Source organism: Microbispora sp. CA-102843 (assembly GCF_050936215.1).
Taxonomy (GTDB): Bacteria; Actinomycetota; Actinomycetes; order Streptosporangiales; family Streptosporangiaceae; genus Microbispora.
The window spans coordinates 3038673-3053424 of the sequence record NZ_JBNJNF010000001.1; the positions used below are offsets into that span (position 1 = coordinate 3038673).

14 protein-coding genes are annotated in these 14752 nt (G+C 72.1%); 9 read left to right on the plus strand and 5 right to left on the minus strand.

What is annotated here, in order from left to right; all coding sequences use genetic code 11:
• Positions 1-503: 503 nt before the first annotated feature.
• From ACQEVJ_RS14305 to ACQEVJ_RS14325, 5 genes are all read right to left on the minus strand, one after another.
• Positions 504-2117 carry a diol dehydratase reactivase ATPase-like domain-containing protein gene (locus tag ACQEVJ_RS14305; RefSeq protein WP_433101018.1) on the minus strand — a complete coding sequence of 538 codons (1614 nt, stop codon included), beginning with the start codon at positions 2115-2117 and terminating at the stop codon, positions 504-506.
• Positions 2114-2488, minus strand: a complete 375-nt coding sequence (locus tag ACQEVJ_RS14310) for a diol dehydratase small subunit (protein ID WP_433101020.1) — start codon at positions 2486-2488, stop codon at positions 2114-2116. The genes ACQEVJ_RS14305 and ACQEVJ_RS14310 overlap by 4 nt, the downstream gene beginning before the upstream one ends.
• 70 nt (positions 2489-2558) lie before the next feature.
• On the minus strand, positions 2559-4802 hold the full coding sequence (locus tag ACQEVJ_RS14315) for a propanediol/glycerol family dehydratase large subunit (protein WP_433101022.1): 2244 nt from the start codon (positions 4800-4802) through the stop codon (positions 2559-2561).
• Positions 4799-5809, minus strand: coding sequence for an acetamidase/formamidase family protein (locus ACQEVJ_RS14320; protein ID WP_433101024.1), 1011 nt, complete (start codon positions 5807-5809; stop codon positions 4799-4801). The genes ACQEVJ_RS14315 and ACQEVJ_RS14320 overlap by 4 nt, the downstream gene beginning before the upstream one ends.
• An 18-nt stretch (positions 5810-5827) precedes the next feature.
• Complete coding sequence (locus ACQEVJ_RS14325) at positions 5828-7330, minus strand: APC family permease (protein ID WP_433101026.1); 1503 nt, start codon at positions 7328-7330, stop codon at positions 5828-5830.
• 223 nt (positions 7331-7553) lie between these two features.
• Here ACQEVJ_RS14325 and ACQEVJ_RS14330 point away from each other — a divergent pair, with 223 nt between their 5' ends.
• The 9 genes from ACQEVJ_RS14330 (at position 7554) to fabG (ending at position 14693) form a co-directional block, all read left to right on the plus strand.
• The gene (locus tag ACQEVJ_RS14330; protein WP_433101028.1) at positions 7554-8822 is read left to right on the plus strand and encodes an aspartate aminotransferase family protein; all 1269 of its coding nucleotides are present in this window, start codon (positions 7554-7556) and stop codon (positions 8820-8822) included.
• The gene (locus ACQEVJ_RS14335) at positions 8819-10312 is read left to right on the plus strand and encodes an aldehyde dehydrogenase family protein (protein ID WP_433101030.1); all 1494 of its coding nucleotides are present in this window, start codon (positions 8819-8821) and stop codon (positions 10310-10312) included. The genes ACQEVJ_RS14330 and ACQEVJ_RS14335 overlap by 4 nt, the downstream gene beginning before the upstream one ends.
• 1 nt (position 10313) lies before the next feature.
• A complete protein-coding gene (locus ACQEVJ_RS14340) occupies positions 10314-10928 on the plus strand; it encodes a BMC domain-containing protein (protein ID WP_433101032.1) in 615 nt (204 codons plus the stop codon).
• A complete protein-coding gene (locus ACQEVJ_RS14345) occupies positions 10925-11548 on the plus strand; it encodes a hypothetical protein (protein ID WP_433101034.1) in 624 nt (207 codons plus the stop codon). Before ACQEVJ_RS14340 ends, ACQEVJ_RS14345 begins: the two co-directional genes overlap by 4 nt.
• Entirely contained in the window at positions 11548-11793 is a 246-nt protein-coding gene (locus tag ACQEVJ_RS14350) for a EutN/CcmL family microcompartment protein (protein ID WP_433101036.1), read from the plus strand. Before ACQEVJ_RS14345 ends, ACQEVJ_RS14350 begins: the two co-directional genes overlap by 1 nt.
• A gap of 15 nt (positions 11794-11808) precedes the next feature.
• A complete protein-coding gene (locus ACQEVJ_RS14355) occupies positions 11809-12093 on the plus strand; it encodes a BMC domain-containing protein (RefSeq protein WP_079317476.1) in 285 nt (94 codons plus the stop codon).
• Positions 12086-12787, plus strand: a complete 702-nt coding sequence (locus tag ACQEVJ_RS14360) for a hypothetical protein (protein ID WP_433101038.1) — start codon at positions 12086-12088, stop codon at positions 12785-12787. The genes ACQEVJ_RS14355 and ACQEVJ_RS14360 overlap by 8 nt, the downstream gene beginning before the upstream one ends.
• Before the next feature lie 130 nt (positions 12788-12917).
• A complete protein-coding gene (locus ACQEVJ_RS14365; RefSeq protein WP_433101040.1) occupies positions 12918-13919 on the plus strand; it encodes a phosphotransferase enzyme family protein in 1002 nt (333 codons plus the stop codon).
• Positions 13920-13928: 9 nt separating this feature from the next.
• Positions 13929-14693, plus strand: coding sequence for a 3-oxoacyl-ACP reductase FabG (gene fabG / locus ACQEVJ_RS14370; RefSeq protein WP_433101042.1), 765 nt, complete (start codon positions 13929-13931; stop codon positions 14691-14693).
• Positions 14694-14752: the final 59 nt, after the last annotated feature.

The following is a 14752-nucleotide window of genomic DNA, read 5'->3' on the forward strand; positions in this document are numbered from 1 at the left end:
TGCCCTTCGGGAAGGTTCCTACGGTGGCGGGCGCGATTGGCCTGACGAGACGAACCGGCCGGATTCAGGCCGGAACCCCTGGGGCGGACCCCACGGCAGGACCGCCGGGGAGACCGAGGGACGACGTTGTGGAGCGGGGCACGCGCGCGTGCGGGCCTACGTGCGCCACAGAGCCACAGCGCGGCCCCAGACCGGACACAGCGCCGCCCCGGACCGGACACAGTGCCCGATCCGCCCTGACCAGGGGTGCGGAGTTCGTCAGGAACGTCCGGTGCCGGCCGCGCGGCGGGCACCGGGAAGCGACGTAGACACCAGGATCACCTCGTGCCGTGACCGGAGGACGACGACCGCGATGCGCTGGCGCACGGTCAACTCCCCTCTCTCGGTCAAGGCGCGCGCCGCGGGGTGGCGGCGCGCGTGATCAGTGGCGAGTGTACGGAAGCCGCCCCGGGCCGGAAAACGGTTTTCCTCCCCGCCCGTGCGGGGCGGTCGCGCACGCGGCCCTACTCCTGCGGGTACGCGCCGGTGGCCAGGCCGTAGGCGACGGCGTAGCGGTGGCCGAGGACGCCCGCGACGTTTCCCCGGCCGACGACGGTGCCGGGGGGCAGCTCCCGGGCCAGCACGCCGAGCACCTCGTCGTCTCCGGCCGGACCGCCCACGACCACGACGCTTCCTCCGCCCGGCCCACGCCCGCACAGGCTGTCCGGGGCGTCCAGGGCGTCCAGGGCGCGACGGACGGTCGCGCCCAGGACCTCGCGCTTGACCGCGAGACGGAGGTTGCGCCATTCGGCCGGGCTCATCGCGGCGGAGAACGGCAGCGGCCCGGCCGGCCCGGGGACGGCGAGCCAGCCGACCGCGCCGGGCGGGGCGGGCGAGTCGAGGAACACCCGCGAGCCGTCCTCTCCCAGCGCGACGTGGGGCGTCTCGATCCGCACGCAGGGCCCGCGCTTCACCCAGTCGGCCGCGCCCCTGGGGATGCCGAGCACCGCGGCCACGGCCGCCGTGAGCAGATCGCCGGCGCCCGCGGCCACGACCTCGCCCGGCGGGCCGACGACGTCGACCGTGCCGCCGCCCAGGTCCACCACCAGGGAGTTCCCGTCCGCGCCGGGGGTGGTGAGGGCTCCCGCCCGGGCCGCCGACGCCTCGCTCGGGGCCCGCCGCACGGGAACGGCCCCGCTGCCGGCCTCGCCTGCCCCCGCCCGCCCGGACGGAACGGTCTCGCCCAGGTCGAGGCGTACGGGCGGCGCGGCGGGGGCGGAGGCCGACATCTCGGCCACCAGCAGGGACCTGGACCGGCTCGTCCCGGCGCGGGCACCGGCCGTCGCGGCCACCCTGCTCAGGTCGGCCACCGCACGTTCGACCGACGCCTCCGGAGCTTTTGGTCCAACCGAACCGGCCTGACGATGCGCGAACCGGGCGACGACGGCGCAGGACACGTCGTACAGCTCGGCGCAGATCGCGGGCGCGTCGTCCCGCTCGCCGAGGCGCGCGGCGAGGAACAGCGCGTCGGACAGGTGGCGCAGCGGACGCCCGGGCGGGCGCACCTCCACGGCGACCCGTTCTGCGGCGGCGACCGCCGCGACGTCGACCTGGTCGGCGACGGGCAGCGGCGCCCCGATCCGGTTCGCGATCAGGCGGCCCTCGTCACCCTCGGCCAGCACACCGGGCAGCGGGACCCCGGCGTCCAGCGCGGCTCGGATGAGCCGGGCGGCCTCCGCGTATCCCAGATCGCGCGGCACGAGCGCGATCACGTCCTCACCGTGGGGCAGGTCGCCCGGCGTCAGGCGCAGGGGGCGGCCGACCGCGACGCCCTCCCCTCCGGGGGTGGGGCTGCCGGCGGCGACGATGCGGAGGCGTCCGGATCCGGCCGCGACGGCGGGCATCTCCACGGTCGTCGTGCGCACCGGGCGCATGGGGGCCATGACGACCTCCGCCACGGCCTCGCCCAGCCCGCGTTCGAGACGGCGCAGCAGAGCCGCCGCCCCGGCCAGCGACGACGGCGAGCCCTTCTGGCCGCGCGTGACGACCCGGTCCCAGGCCACCGGGACGCCGTCGCGGACGATCACGATCTCCGTGGTCGCGTTGCCGACGTCCACGCCCGCGACGAGCCCGCTCACCGGGTCAGGCCCCGCCGTACGTACACGTCGCGGGCCTGCCGGACGAGCGCGGCGTTGCGCGGGCAGCCGCGCTCCTCCAGCCAGCCGGCCAGCGCGGACAACTCCCCTTCGGTGGAGCGGCGGGGGCGCAGCGCCTCGTAGACGCGCATCACGTCCTCGTCGCAGATGCGGGCCAGTTCGGCGGCGCGGCGCAGGTTGGCGGCGAGCTGGGGGTTGCCGTGCCGCTCGGCGGCCACGGCCTGCGCCTCCAGCGTCTCGGGGTGGATGCGCAGGTCGTCGGCCGACACCTCGCCCCGCCGCACGGCCTCCAGCGTCACCGCCTCCACCGGCCGCCCGGAGTAGGAGCGGGTGAGCGGGTTCTCGCCGGTCATCGGCCGCCCCTTCCGCCGTGCCCGGCGACCGGCCGGCCCGTGCGGGCGCGGGCGACCGCGTGAGCGTACGTCAAAGAACCAGCTCCTCGGGCAGGGCGCCCGGGCGGCAGTGGGCGCGTTCGATGGCGACGAGCGAGACGACCTTCGTGTGATAGCGGGCCTCGATCGCCTCGTCCGTATAAGGGTTGCGGGCGGGCTCGGGGGCGCCGCCCTTGGCGTGGCGGCCCGCGTTCACACCCATCTGCCGGTAGTCGGCGGCCGACAGCACCGGGGCGATGCTGTACAGCTCCAGGTTGGCCAGCGGCGCGAGGTCGCGGCGGTGGATCAGCGCGGTGCCCTTGGCCTGCAGGCCGATGCCGATGCCCGAGCCCGCGAGCCGGGCCGCCGACAGGCCGATCATGCCGAGGTCGATGGTGTCGCGGAACCGGACGATCCGGGCCGTGCAACCCTCCTCCTCCAGCCCGGCGAGCAGTTCGCGCAGCACGTCCACGACGGGCAGCCCCGAGAGCGTGACCCAGATGTCGCGGCCGGTCGCGGGGGAGACGCCGATGACCACCTCGCGCGGGTCCCCGCCCTGCGCCGCCGGGCCCGCCGGGCGCAGCGCGTCGCGAGCGTGGGCGGCCTGCTCGCGGCGCAGGTCCTCGACCGAGCGTTGCTGCCGGATCGCGTCGATCTCCGCCTGCCGCTCGGGTGAGGGCTCGTATCCGGTGCCCGGGCCGGAGTAGTCGTTGGGGTCGGTGACCAGCGACAGCACGCGCATGTCCGGGGTGAGGATGGCCGCCGTCTGCAGGCAGTCGCCCGCCACGCGGACCTTGAGCATGTCGAGCAGCCGCCCGGCCTCCGGCTCGAACCCCGTCTCGTACAACGCCGTCACCACGTCGGCCATGGTCAGGCCGGTCTCCCGGATGGTGCGGGCGGCGTGGGTGACGGCCACCGGATCGCCGGGGGCGAGGTCCTTCGAGCCGGCCGCGTCCACGGCGGCGGCCACCTGCTCGTCGGTGAAGTCGGCCAGGCCGAACCACTCGTACACCGCGCGCACGGCCAGCGCGGCGCGCTCGCGCAGCGCGGCGATGTCGGCCGGGTCGGCGGTGCGCAGCCCGCCGTCCACCCCCCAGTCGCGCTGCATGGCCAGGTAGTCGTCGACGTCCTCGGCGTTCCAGTTGGACGGGCCGAACATGTTGTCGTAGCGCTGGATCGAGCCGAAGCCGCTGCAGATGAAGTCGGAGCCCGCCAGGAAGATGGGCAGCGTGCGGGAGGTCCTGCGCACGTCCGACTCCGACATCAGCGCGTCGTTGCCGGAGCAGGACTCCAGGTTCCTGGCCATCACCATGACGTTCTCGGCCATCAGCTCGCGCACGCCGCGCGGCACGGCGCCCGCGACGCTCGCGCCGTCGATGCCGCCGTTCTGCACGCCCTGCGCGCCCATCGCGCGGGCGAGCGACACGCAGCGCGACTCCAGGTAGAGCATCGACCGGCGCTCGGCCCCGCCCATCAGCACCTCGGCCCCGGCGCCGGACGAGACCCGCATCTTGATGCCCCGGGAGGCGTATGCGCTGGTCAGGAACGCCTTCGACCACGGCGTGTCGTCGCCGTCGGTGAAGACCTGCTCGGTGCCGTAGAGCGAGACCGTCTCGGCGTACGACACGAAGCCGCGCAGGCCGAGCTCCAGTTCGAGCGCCTCCTCGACCGAGCACTGCACGAGCACGCCCGGCGAGCCGACCGCCGCACCGATCGAGACGGCGACCGCGTTGGACGGCGCGTCGGCCAGCACGGGCACGGTCGTCTCCAGCTCGCGGAAGCCGAAGGCGGCGGCGGTCGCCGCGTCGGCCGCGAGCAGCAGCGGGTCGTCCAGCCGGTTGGTGACGTGGGCCTGGTTCGACGGGGTGCGCCGGGCCCGCAGCTTGGTCATGGCCATCACCAGCTCGGCGGGCCGCAGCAGCGCGAGCACCCGGGCCAGCTTGGCGGGGGTCGTCCCGGCGCACAGCCGTACGACCTCGGCGCGGGGCACGCCGGGATCGACCATCATGCGGGCCAGGGCGACGTCGGGTAGCGCCATCGCCTCGGGGGCCACCGCGAGGTCGAGGCCGTGCGCGGCGATGAACGCGTCGACGGAGTCGAAGTCCTCGGCCCGCACGCCGTCCATCTCCACGACCACACCGTCCTCGACCACCAGGCCGGGCTCGGGGTCGTACGGCGAGGCCAGCGCGACCAGGCCCAGGGACGGGTCCTCGACGGCGAACCCGTCGAGGTTCACCCGCTGGGCGTCCATGAACCGGACCCGCCCGACGGGCCGCTCCTCAAAGGGACCGGTCACAGCGCCGCCGCCATGGCCCGGAGCCGGGCGTGCGCCCCGCCCATGGGGGCGACGCCCTTCAGCACGGCCTTGGGCAGCTTGGCGGTCATCGTGTAGACCGTGTCGACGACGTTGGCGACCGGGGTGAGCGTCGCCTGCGAGACGAGCTGGTAGGCGTCGAGCGTGGAAAGGCCGGTCTCTGCGGCCAGCCACCTGGTCAGCTCCGCGTGGGCGATGCGGAACGCGTCCTCCAGCGGCCTGGCCGAGCCGGTGGTGATGATGAAGCCGTCGTTCTCCAGCCGGGGCCAGGGACAGGGCGTCCCCTTGATCAGGTCGACGATCACGACCGTGTCCATGGCCGCCTCGACCGCGACCCCGCAGGTCTCGCCCTCGCCCTGGCGCGCGTGGCCGTCGCCGAAGGAGAACAGCGCGCCCTCGACGTTGACGCCGAGATAGCAGGTGGTCCCGGCGCGCATCTCCGGGGTGTCCATGTTGCCGCCCCAGTCGCCCGGTGTGAGCGAGCTGCGCACCTCGCCCAGGGCGGGCGCCACGCCGACCGTGCCGTGCATCGGGTCGAGCGGCAGGTCCACCTCGTACGGCGAGTCCAGGGCGCTGTAGCGGACGAGGCGGGCCTGCCTGTCGATCTCGTAGATCCAGGTGCGCTCCGGCAGCGCCTCGTGCAGCAGCGCGGTGGTGCCGGTGCCGGTGAGCGCGCCGAAGAAGGGCACGGTCGTGCTGACGCCGCGCGCCTCCCTCGGCTCGATCGACACGAAATGGACGGCGAGCGTGTCCCCGGGCTCGGCCCCTTCGATGTAGAAGGGGCCCGTCTGGGGGTTGATGAACCGTGGGTCGCAGACCTCCGAGACCCGGTCGCTCGCCGACTTGACCCGGTCGGCGAAGCAGTCGCGGGTCCAGGTGGACAGGACCGTGCCCGGTTTGATCGACATCACGGGCGCGGCGCCGCCGAAGGTATAGGTCAGCCCCGCCGGGTCCGCGTCGGGATCGAGGTCGTACGACACCGTCATCATGTGCTCCTTACTCGCGCTTCAGTCGCGCTCGACCGTGTCCTCGAGGACGATCCGGCCGATGATCTCGTACTTCACCGGATTGCGGGTCTTGAGGTAGAGGGCGAAGCCGCCACCGATCACCGCGACGGCGAGCACGATGTAGGGGATCAGCTTGAAGAACAGGGTCTTGGACGCGTCGCCCGCCGCCGCCTCCTGGTTCTGGAACAGCAGGAAGACGACGTACAGCATGGCCAGGCCGCCGACCAGCGGGGCGAGCAGTGTGCGCCAGAAGCTCTTCGTCTCCGGGTGCTTCTTCCTGAAGTGGAAGTAGCCGATGACGGAGAACGAGCACATCGACTGCACGATGAGGATCGCCAGTGTGCCGAGCACGGCGAGCAGCGTGTAGATGTGGATGTAGGGGTCCATCCCGGCGAAGAAGAACGCCAGCACGATCACGACCGAGACGCCGGTCTGCACGAAGCCGGCGATGTGCGGCGAGCCGTGTTTGGGGTGGGTGGCGCCGATGGTCTTCGCGGTGCCGGGGAACAGGTTCTCCCGGCCGAGGGCGTAGAGGTAGCGCGAGGCGCAGTTGTGGAACGCCATCGAGCAGGCGAACGACCCGGTCAGGATCAGGATCTTGAACAGGTCGACGGCCCAGGTGCCGACCATCTCCCGGGTGGGGTTGAAGAAGATGCCGGCGAACTCCTTGGCGGCGATCTCCGGCGCCTTCACGCCGTTGGCCGCCACCACCATCCAGGACACGAACGTGTAGAACAGGCCGATGCCGACGACGGAGACGAGTGTGGCCCGGGGGACGATGCGCTTGGGGTCGCGCGACTCCTCGCCGTACATGGCGGTGGACTCGAATCCGACCCACGACCAGAAGCACATGAACAGGCCGAGGCCGACCGCGCCGGCCGTCAGGCCGTTGGTCGCGAACGCGTTGATCGGGTTGATGGAGGAGGCCATGAGCCCGTCGGGGCCGCCGCCGTGGAACAGCGTGACGAGCGCGGTCATGCCGAGCATGAAGATCTCGGTGATCAGGAAGACGCCGAGGACCTTGGCGGTCAGGTTGATGTCGAAGTACGTGAGGATCGCGTTGAGGGCCAGGCCGAGGAAGGCGAACCACAGCCAGTGGATGTCGACGCCCGCCATGGTCTTGAAGGTGTCGTTGGCCGAGTAGGCGAAGAACCCGATGATCGAGGCCTCGAACACGACGTACGCCATCGTCGCGAGCATCCCCGCGACCATTCCGGCGACCTGGCCGAGGCCGTGGGAGATGTAGCCGTAGAAGGCCCCGGCCGCGGTGATGTGCTTGGCCATCGCGGTATAGCCCACCGAGAAGATGGTCAGCACGATCGTCGCGAACAGGTAGCCCGCCGGCGCGCCGAGGCCGTTGCCGAAGCCGAGCGCGATGGGCACGTTGCCCGTCATGGCGGTGATGGGGGCGGCGGTGGCGACCGCCATGAAGATGACGCCGACCAATCCGACGGCGTTCTTGCGCAACCGGCTGACGCCCGGGGTCTCGGCGGATGTCGTCACCGCCTGTGTCTCAAAGGTGCTCAAAGCAGTGCCTCCGGGAGACCATGGTGGGGGTGGGGGAGATGTGTGACATGTCACACAAGGTGCGCAAATCGTGCCACCCGATGGTTTGTCCAGGCAAGACCTTTGGTGTTTCGTAGTCCTCACAACGAGAACCGTTGACGTATACGGCATGACCGGTGAACTATTTGGTCCTACCGATTCACGGACCGATGGGACCGGGATGCTGGACTACGGGCTGTTCACCTATGCGGACAAGGACGAGGTTCTCGAGAAGTCCTCGGCGTACTGGAACCCGGGGAAGACCCAGTTCTGGATCGACTCCGGTGTTCCGCTGGTCATCGACCGCAGAGAGGGCTACTTCCTCTACGACGTCTCCGGTAAGCGCCTGATCGACGTCCACCTCAACGGGGGCACCTACAACCTGGGGCACCGGAATCCGGAGGTCGTGGCCGCGCTGAAGCAGGCGATGGACCACTTCGACATCGGCAACCACCACTTCCCCTCGCTCGCCCGCACCGCGCTGGCCGAGGCGCTGATCACGACCGGGCCGGAGGGGCTGAGCAAGGTCATCTACGCGAGCGGCGGCGGCGAGGCCATCGACATCGCGCTCAAGACGGCCAGGCACGCCACGGGCAAGCGCAAGATCGTCTCCATCGTGAAGGCGTACCACGGCCACACCGGCCTCGCGGTCGGCACCGGCGACGAGCGCTTCTCCCGGCTGTTCCTCTCGGAGCGGCCGGAGGAGTTCGTCCACGTGCCGTTCAACGACCTGGCCGGTATGGAGGAGGCCCTGCGGGGCCGGGACGTGGCCGCCGTCATCATGGAGACGATCCCCGCGACGTACGGCTTCCCGCTGCCCGACCCCGGCTACCTGGAGAGCGTCAAGCGGCTCTGCGAGACGTACGACGCGCTCTACATCGCCGACGAGGTGCAGACGGGCCTGATGCGGACCGGCGAGCTGTGGGCCGTCACCAAGCACGGCATCAGGCCCGACATCCTCGTCACCGGCAAGGGCATCTCCGGCGGCCTCTACCCGATCGCGGCGGTGCTGGTCAGCGAGCGCTGCGCCGGCTGGCTGACCGAGGACGGCTTCGCCCACATGGCGACGTTCGGCGGCGGCGAGCTCGGCTGCTTCGCCGCCATGAAGACGCTGGAGATCTGCAACCGGCCCGAGACGCGCTCGATCGTCCACCACGCGTCCGACGTCATCGGCAGGGGATTGGCGCAGATCAGGGACGACAACCCGGGCTGGTTCACCGGCATCCGGCAGAACGGCCTGGTCTTCGGCCTGGAGTTCGACCACCCCGAGGGTGCCAAGTTCGTCATGCGGCAGCTCTACGCCAACGGCGTGTGGGCCATCTTCTCCACCCTCGACCCCCGGGTCCTGCAGTACAAGCCGGGCATCCTCATCGATCCCGTGCTCACCGAGGAGTTGCTCGACCGTACGGCCGTCGCGATCGCACGGGCCGCGAAGGAGGCTGGAAAGTGACGTCCGGGATGCTGGAGCGGGCACGCTGGGCCGCCCGGGCCTTCGCGCGGTACGACAAGGCGAGCGTGGACCGCGTCGTGGCGGCGGTGGCCAGGGCCGGCGCCGAGAACGCGACGCGGTACGCCGAGTGGGCCGTGCGCGAGACGGGCTTCGGCGTCGCCGAGCACAAGGCGCTGAAGAACGTGGCCTGCTCCACGGGCCTGGTCGAGGAGTACGCCGCCCACGACTACGTGTCCCCGCGCGCCGACGCGACCCAGAAGATCGTCTCGATCCCCCGGCCCGCCGGGGTGGTGTTCGCGCTCACCCCGTCGACCAACCCCGTCGCCACCGTCTACTTCAAGATCCTGCTGGCGCTGATGACCAGGAACGCCATCGTCATCAGCCCCCACCCGATGGCCAGGGAGTGCTGCGCCGACGCCGCGCGGACGCTCGCGGCGGCCGCGGTGGAGGCGGGCGCGCCGGACGGCGTGATCCAGGTCATCGAGGAGCCCAAGCTGCCGCTGATCGAGTCGATGCTGGCCGACCCCAGGGTCGACGTGATCGTCGCCACCGGCGGCACGCCGGTCGTCCGGGCCGCCTACCGCTCGGGCAACCCCGCGCTCGGCGTCGGCCCGGGCAACGTCCCGGTGTTCGTGGACCGCACCGCCGACCTGGAGCCGGCCGCGCGGCTGATCGTGGACAGCAAGGCGTTCGACAACTCGATCCTGTGCACCAACGAGTCGGTGCTCATCGTGGAGGACGCGGTCGCCGACCGGCTCGTCTCGCTGATGCGCGGCGCCCACCTGCTGTCGCCCGCCGACCGCGACCGGGTGCGCGAGGCCGTCTTCCCCGGCGGCCGGTTCGACACCCGGTTCGTCGGCAAGGACGCGACCTGGATCGCCCAGCAGGCCGGCGTGCCGGTGCCGCCCGGCACCCGCGTGCTGCTCGCGCCGATCGACCAGCCCATGCCGGAGGAGCCGCTGGCGCACGAGAAGCTGTGCCCGGTGCTCGCCCTGCTGCGCGTGCCGTCCGCGCGGGCCGGGATCGACGCGGCCAGGGCCGTGCTGCGCATCAGCGGCGCCGGCCACTCGGCCGCGATCCACAGCACCGACTCCCGCACGATCATGGAGTACGGCGCGGCCGTGCCGGTGCTGCGCGTCTCGGTCAACTCCGGCAACAGCCTGGGCGGCTCCGGCGTCCACACGAACCTGCCGATCTCCATGACGATCGGCACCGGCTACGTCGGCGGCTCGTCGGCGGGGGAGAACCTCCAGCCGGGCAACCTGGTGAACTGGACGAAGCTCGCCTACCACGTGGACGCGCCGTTCGGCGACTTCGCCGGGCTCGATCCGTGGTCGCCGCCCGACGGTCCGGTGCCGCGCTACCCCGAGCCGTCCAACGCGCGTACGGCTCCCGCCTCTCCGGCGGCCCCGGCTCCTCAGGCCGACGTGCTGCGCGAGGAGATCAGGCGGCTCATCCTCGAAGAGCTCGCGTCGCTGGTGAGGTCGTGACATGGCCGAGTTGCGCTCCTTCATCTTCATCGACCAGCTGCAGCCGCAGACCATGTGCTACCTCGGCACCTGGATGCGCGGCGCGCTGCCCCGGCTGAACCAGGCCGCGCAGATCATCGAGATCGCCCCCGGGCTCGACATCGAGCCGCTGACCGACGTGGCGCTCAAGCACGCCGACGTGAAGGCCGGCGTGCTGGTGGTCGAGCGGCAGTTCGGCTATCTGGAGTTCCACGGGCAGATCGGGGAGGTGCGGGCGGCCGCGGACGCCGTGCTCGACGCGCTCGGCGCGAGCGCCGCCGACGCGGTGCCGCCCCGCATCCTGGCCTCCGAGATTGTCTCCAGCCTGGACGGGCAGCACGCCTTCCTCATCAACCGCAACCGCGTCGGCTCGCTGGCCCTGCCGGGCGAGTCGCTGTTCGTCCTGGAATGCCAGCCCGCGTCGTACGCGATCCTCGCGGTGAACGAAGCCGAGAAGGCCGCCGAGGTCAAGGTCGTGGACTACCGCATGATGGGCGCGACGGGCCGGGTGTACCTGTCCGGCCGCGAGTCCGACGTGCGCCAGGCGGCCGACGCCGCACGCCAGGTGCTGGGCGACAGGGCGGGAGCCGAGCGATGACCGCTCTCCCGGCCGACGAGCTGCGGCTGCTGGTCCGCGAGGTGCTGCGCGACCTCCTTCCCACGATCTCCGCCGCGACCGGGCCGCCCGCGCCCCCGCCGATTGGGGCCGGGCCAGCCATGCCGGGGACACCCGGAAACGGCTCCGCGAGCGGCGGGCGGACCGGGCACGTGTCCATGGCCACCGCGCCGGCCGGACACGTGCCCGGTGTAACCGCCGAGACCCGCGCAACCCCCGAGACCCGTGTAACCGCCGAGACCCCCGGCGGAGCGCCCGCGGCCGAACCTGTTGTGATCGCGAGCGACGACGACCTCAACGCGTTCGCGCTGCGGGTCCTCGACCTCGCGGCGGATCCGGCCCGCGCCGCCGCCCTGCGGTCGGGACGGCTGCGGTTCCGCCTGGCCGCCCCCGCACCCGCACCCGCACCCGCACCCCAGCCCGTCCAGGAGGCCGTAGGGCAGGAGGTCGTGCGGCACGAGAAGGGGGCCGTCACCGAGCGGCACGTGGCGGCGGCCGCCGCCGCGGGCGCCCGGCTGGTCCTCGGCCGCCGCGCGGTGCTCACGCCGCTCGCCAGGGAGCGGGCCCGCGCCTGCGGGCTCGCCGTGGAGAGGGAGGACTGATGCTGCGCGGCACCGTCACGTCGAGCGTGTGGTCCAGCAAGCGGGTCGAGGGCATCCCGGCCGGCGCGTTCCTGGAGGTCGAACTCGACGGGGGAGCCCGGCTGATCGCCTTCGACGTGCTCGGCAGCGGCATCGGCGAGCGGGTCCTGATCGTGCAGGGCTCGGTGGCCGCCTCCTGGTTCCCCGCCCAGAAGTCCCCGCCGATCGACGCACTGATCATCGGCTCCATCGACGAAACCGTCTAACCGAAGGAGAGTCACATGGCCAACAACGCGATCGGCCTGATCGAGACCAAGGGCTACGTGGCGGCGCTCGCCGCCGCCGACGCCATGGTCAAGGCGGCCAACGTCACGATCGTCGGACGCGAGCAGGTCGGGTCAGGACTGGTGGCCGTCACGGTCATCGGCGACGTCGGCGCGGTCAAGGCCGCCACCGAGGCCGGGGCGGAGACCGCCTCGAACGTCGGCGAACTGGTCTCCGTGCACGTCATCCCGCGCCCGCACGCCGACCTCGCCCGCGCGTTCAACCTCTCGACCGGTGAGTAGCGCCGCCCCTGCCCCCCGTTCCCGCGCGCGTGCCGCCGCCAAGGCGGCTCCCGCGGAGCGGCGTACGGCGGAGCTGCGGGTCTACCTGCTGGTGGAGAACCTGCGGCGGCAGTTCACCGCGGCCATGGCCGCGCCCACCCGGGCCCGGGGCTACCCGCCGTACGAGGGGCAGCACGCCCTGATCGTGGAGGTCGCCCCCGGCCTCGCGATCGAGCGGGTCATCGACCTCGCCCTGCGCGCCGTGCCGTCCGTCGAGCCCGGCATCCTGTTCGTCGAGCGGCAGTTCGGCGTGCTGGAGGTGCACGGCTCCTCCCTTGAGGACGTACGGCGGGCCGGGCAGGCGATCCTCGACGGCATCGGCGCCTCGGCGGGCGACCAGCTGCGGCCCCGGATCCTCTACACGGACGTGATCGAGCAGATCACGGACCAGCACGCGGTGCTCATCAACCGCAACCGGCAGGCCTCGATGGTCCTGCCGGGGGAGACGCTGCTGGTCTGCGAGATGACCCCGGCGCTGTTCGCGACCGTGGCGGCCAACGAGGCCGAGACGGCGGCGCCGGACATCACGCTGGTGGACGTGCAGATGATCGGGTCGGCCGGCCGGCTCTACATCAGCGGCCGCTCCTCCTCGGTGCGTACGGCCAGGGACGCCATCGTCCGCGTCCTCGAGTCCGTCGAGGGCCGCGACCACTGACGGCAGCCGGGCTGTGTTCCCGGCGCGCCTCCGGCACGACCGGCGGGTGTGAGCGCCCCGAGGAGCGACGCGGGAAATGCAGCGGGGGAAGATCTGACGGACACTTCCACAGGACCCAATAGGAGAACGCATGCAGGTCCACGACCTGTCCGGCGGCGACGACGTCCTCGCCCGCATCGAGGGGGTCGCCCGCCGCGCCCTTCGACACTACGACGTTTCCCCTGACACCTCGGTAACGCTGCTCAACGTCTCGGAGAACGCGACCTTCACGGTCGGCGACGGCGGGCGCCGGGCGATCCTGCGGGTCCACCGGCTCGGCTACCACTCGCTGGAGGCCATCGCCAGCGAGCTCGCCTGGCTGGACGCGCTGCGCGACGAGGCCGAGATCGTCACGCCGCGCGTGCTGCCCGCCCGCGACGGATCGCGCGTCGTCACCATGCGGGAACCGGGCTCCGAGCCCCGCCACTGCGTGATGTTCGAGTTCCTTCCCGGCACCGAGCCCGCCGAGGAGCGGCTGGTGGAGGAGTTCGAACGGCTGGGCGCGCTGACCGCCCGCATGCACCGCCACGCCCGCGCCTGGGCGAGGCCGGCGTCCTTCACCCGCTTCCACTGGGACCTGGACGCCGCCTTCGGCCCGGAGGCGCGCTGGGGCAGGTGGCAGGACGGCGTCGGCGTGGACCGGGAGGCGCACGCCGTGCTCGCCCGGCTCGAGACCGAGCTGCGCCGCAGGCTGGAGCGGTTCGGCAAGGGCTCCGACCGGTACGGGCTCATCCACGCCGACCTGCGCCTGGCCAACCTCCTGGTGGACGGCCAGGCGGGGACCAGCGTCATCGACTTCGACGACTGCGGCCTCGGCTGGTACCTCTACGACCTCGGCGCCGCCGTCAGCTTCATCGAGCACCGGCCCGAGGTGCCGCACATGGCGGAGTCGTGGGTGCGCGGCTACCGGTCCGTGCTCGACCTCCCGAAGGAGGACGAGGCCGAGATCTGGACGTTCATCATGTTCCGCCGCCTGCTCCTCGTCGCGTGGATCGGCTCCCATTCGGCCGCCGACGTCGCCAGGGAACTCGGCGCCGGCTACACCCAGGGCAGCTGCGAGCTGGCCGAGCGCTATCTCAGCGGATCACTCTAAGGAGTCCATGTGTTCACCCCAGTGGCCGGGCGGTCGGTCGTCGTGACCGGCGGCAGCAAGGGCATCGGCAAGGGCATCGCGCGGGTCTTCGCCCGCGCCGGTGCGAACGTCCTCATCGCGGGCCGCGACGAGGAGGCGCTGAAGGCCGCCGCCGCCGAGATCGGCGCGTCGTACGTGGTCGCCGACGTGTCCAGGGCCGCGGACTGCGAGCGCATCGCCCAGACGGCGGCCGAACGGCACGGCGGCGTCGACGTGCTGTGCGCCAACGCCGGCATCTTCCCCGACAAGAAGCTCTCCGAGATGACCGAGGCCGACATCGACGAGGTCTTCGGCGTCAATCTCAAGGGCAACATGCTCTGCGTCCGCGCGTGCCTGCCGGCGCTGGAGGCGTCCGGCCACGGGCGGGTCATCCTCACCTCCTCCATCACCGGTCCCTTCACCGGCCTGCCGGGCTGGTCGCACTACGGCGCCAGCAAGGCGGGGCAGCTCGGGTTCATGCGCACCGCCGCGGTCGAGCTGGCGCCGAAGGGCATCACGGTCAACGCCGTCCTGCCCGGCAACATCCTGACGGAGGGACTGGCCGACCTGGGGGACGACTACCTGCGCGGGATGGAGGCCGCGATCCCGATGCGCCGCCTCGGCTCGGTCGAGGACATCGGCAACGCCTGCCTGTTCCTCGCCACCGACGAGGCGGCGTTCATCACCGGGCACTCGCTCGTCGTGGACGGCGGCCAGGTCCTGCCCGAATCGCAGGATGCGATGACCGGGTTGTGATTCAATGCCGATCCATGCTCTGTCATGGTTCGTCCATGTGAAACGGAAAAGGTGAGCAG

Bases quoted from the DNA above. Each gene is read 5' to 3' on its own strand.
- ACQEVJ_RS14320 (WP_433101024.1), bottom strand. From the start codon at position 5,809: ATGATGACGGTGTCGTACGACCTCGATCCCGACGCGGACCCGGCGGGG.
- ACQEVJ_RS14350 (WP_433101036.1), top strand. From the start codon at position 11,548: ATGCTGCGCGGCACCGTCACGTCGAGCGTGTGGTCCAGCAAGCGGGTC.
- ACQEVJ_RS14355 (WP_079317476.1), top strand. From the start codon at position 11,809: ATGGCCAACAACGCGATCGGCCTGATCGAGACCAAGGGCTACGTGGCG.
- ACQEVJ_RS14310 (WP_433101020.1), bottom strand. From the start codon at position 2,488: ATGACCGGCGAGAACCCGCTCACCCGCTCCTACTCCGGGCGGCCGGTG.
- ACQEVJ_RS14340 (WP_433101032.1), top strand. From the start codon at position 10,314: ATGGCCGAGTTGCGCTCCTTCATCTTCATCGACCAGCTGCAGCCGCAG.
- ACQEVJ_RS14345 (WP_433101034.1), top strand. From the start codon at position 10,925: ATGACCGCTCTCCCGGCCGACGAGCTGCGGCTGCTGGTCCGCGAGGTG.
- ACQEVJ_RS14330 (WP_433101028.1), top strand. From the start codon at position 7,554: ATGCTGGACTACGGGCTGTTCACCTATGCGGACAAGGACGAGGTTCTC.
- ACQEVJ_RS14365 (WP_433101040.1), top strand. From the start codon at position 12,918: ATGCAGGTCCACGACCTGTCCGGCGGCGACGACGTCCTCGCCCGCATC.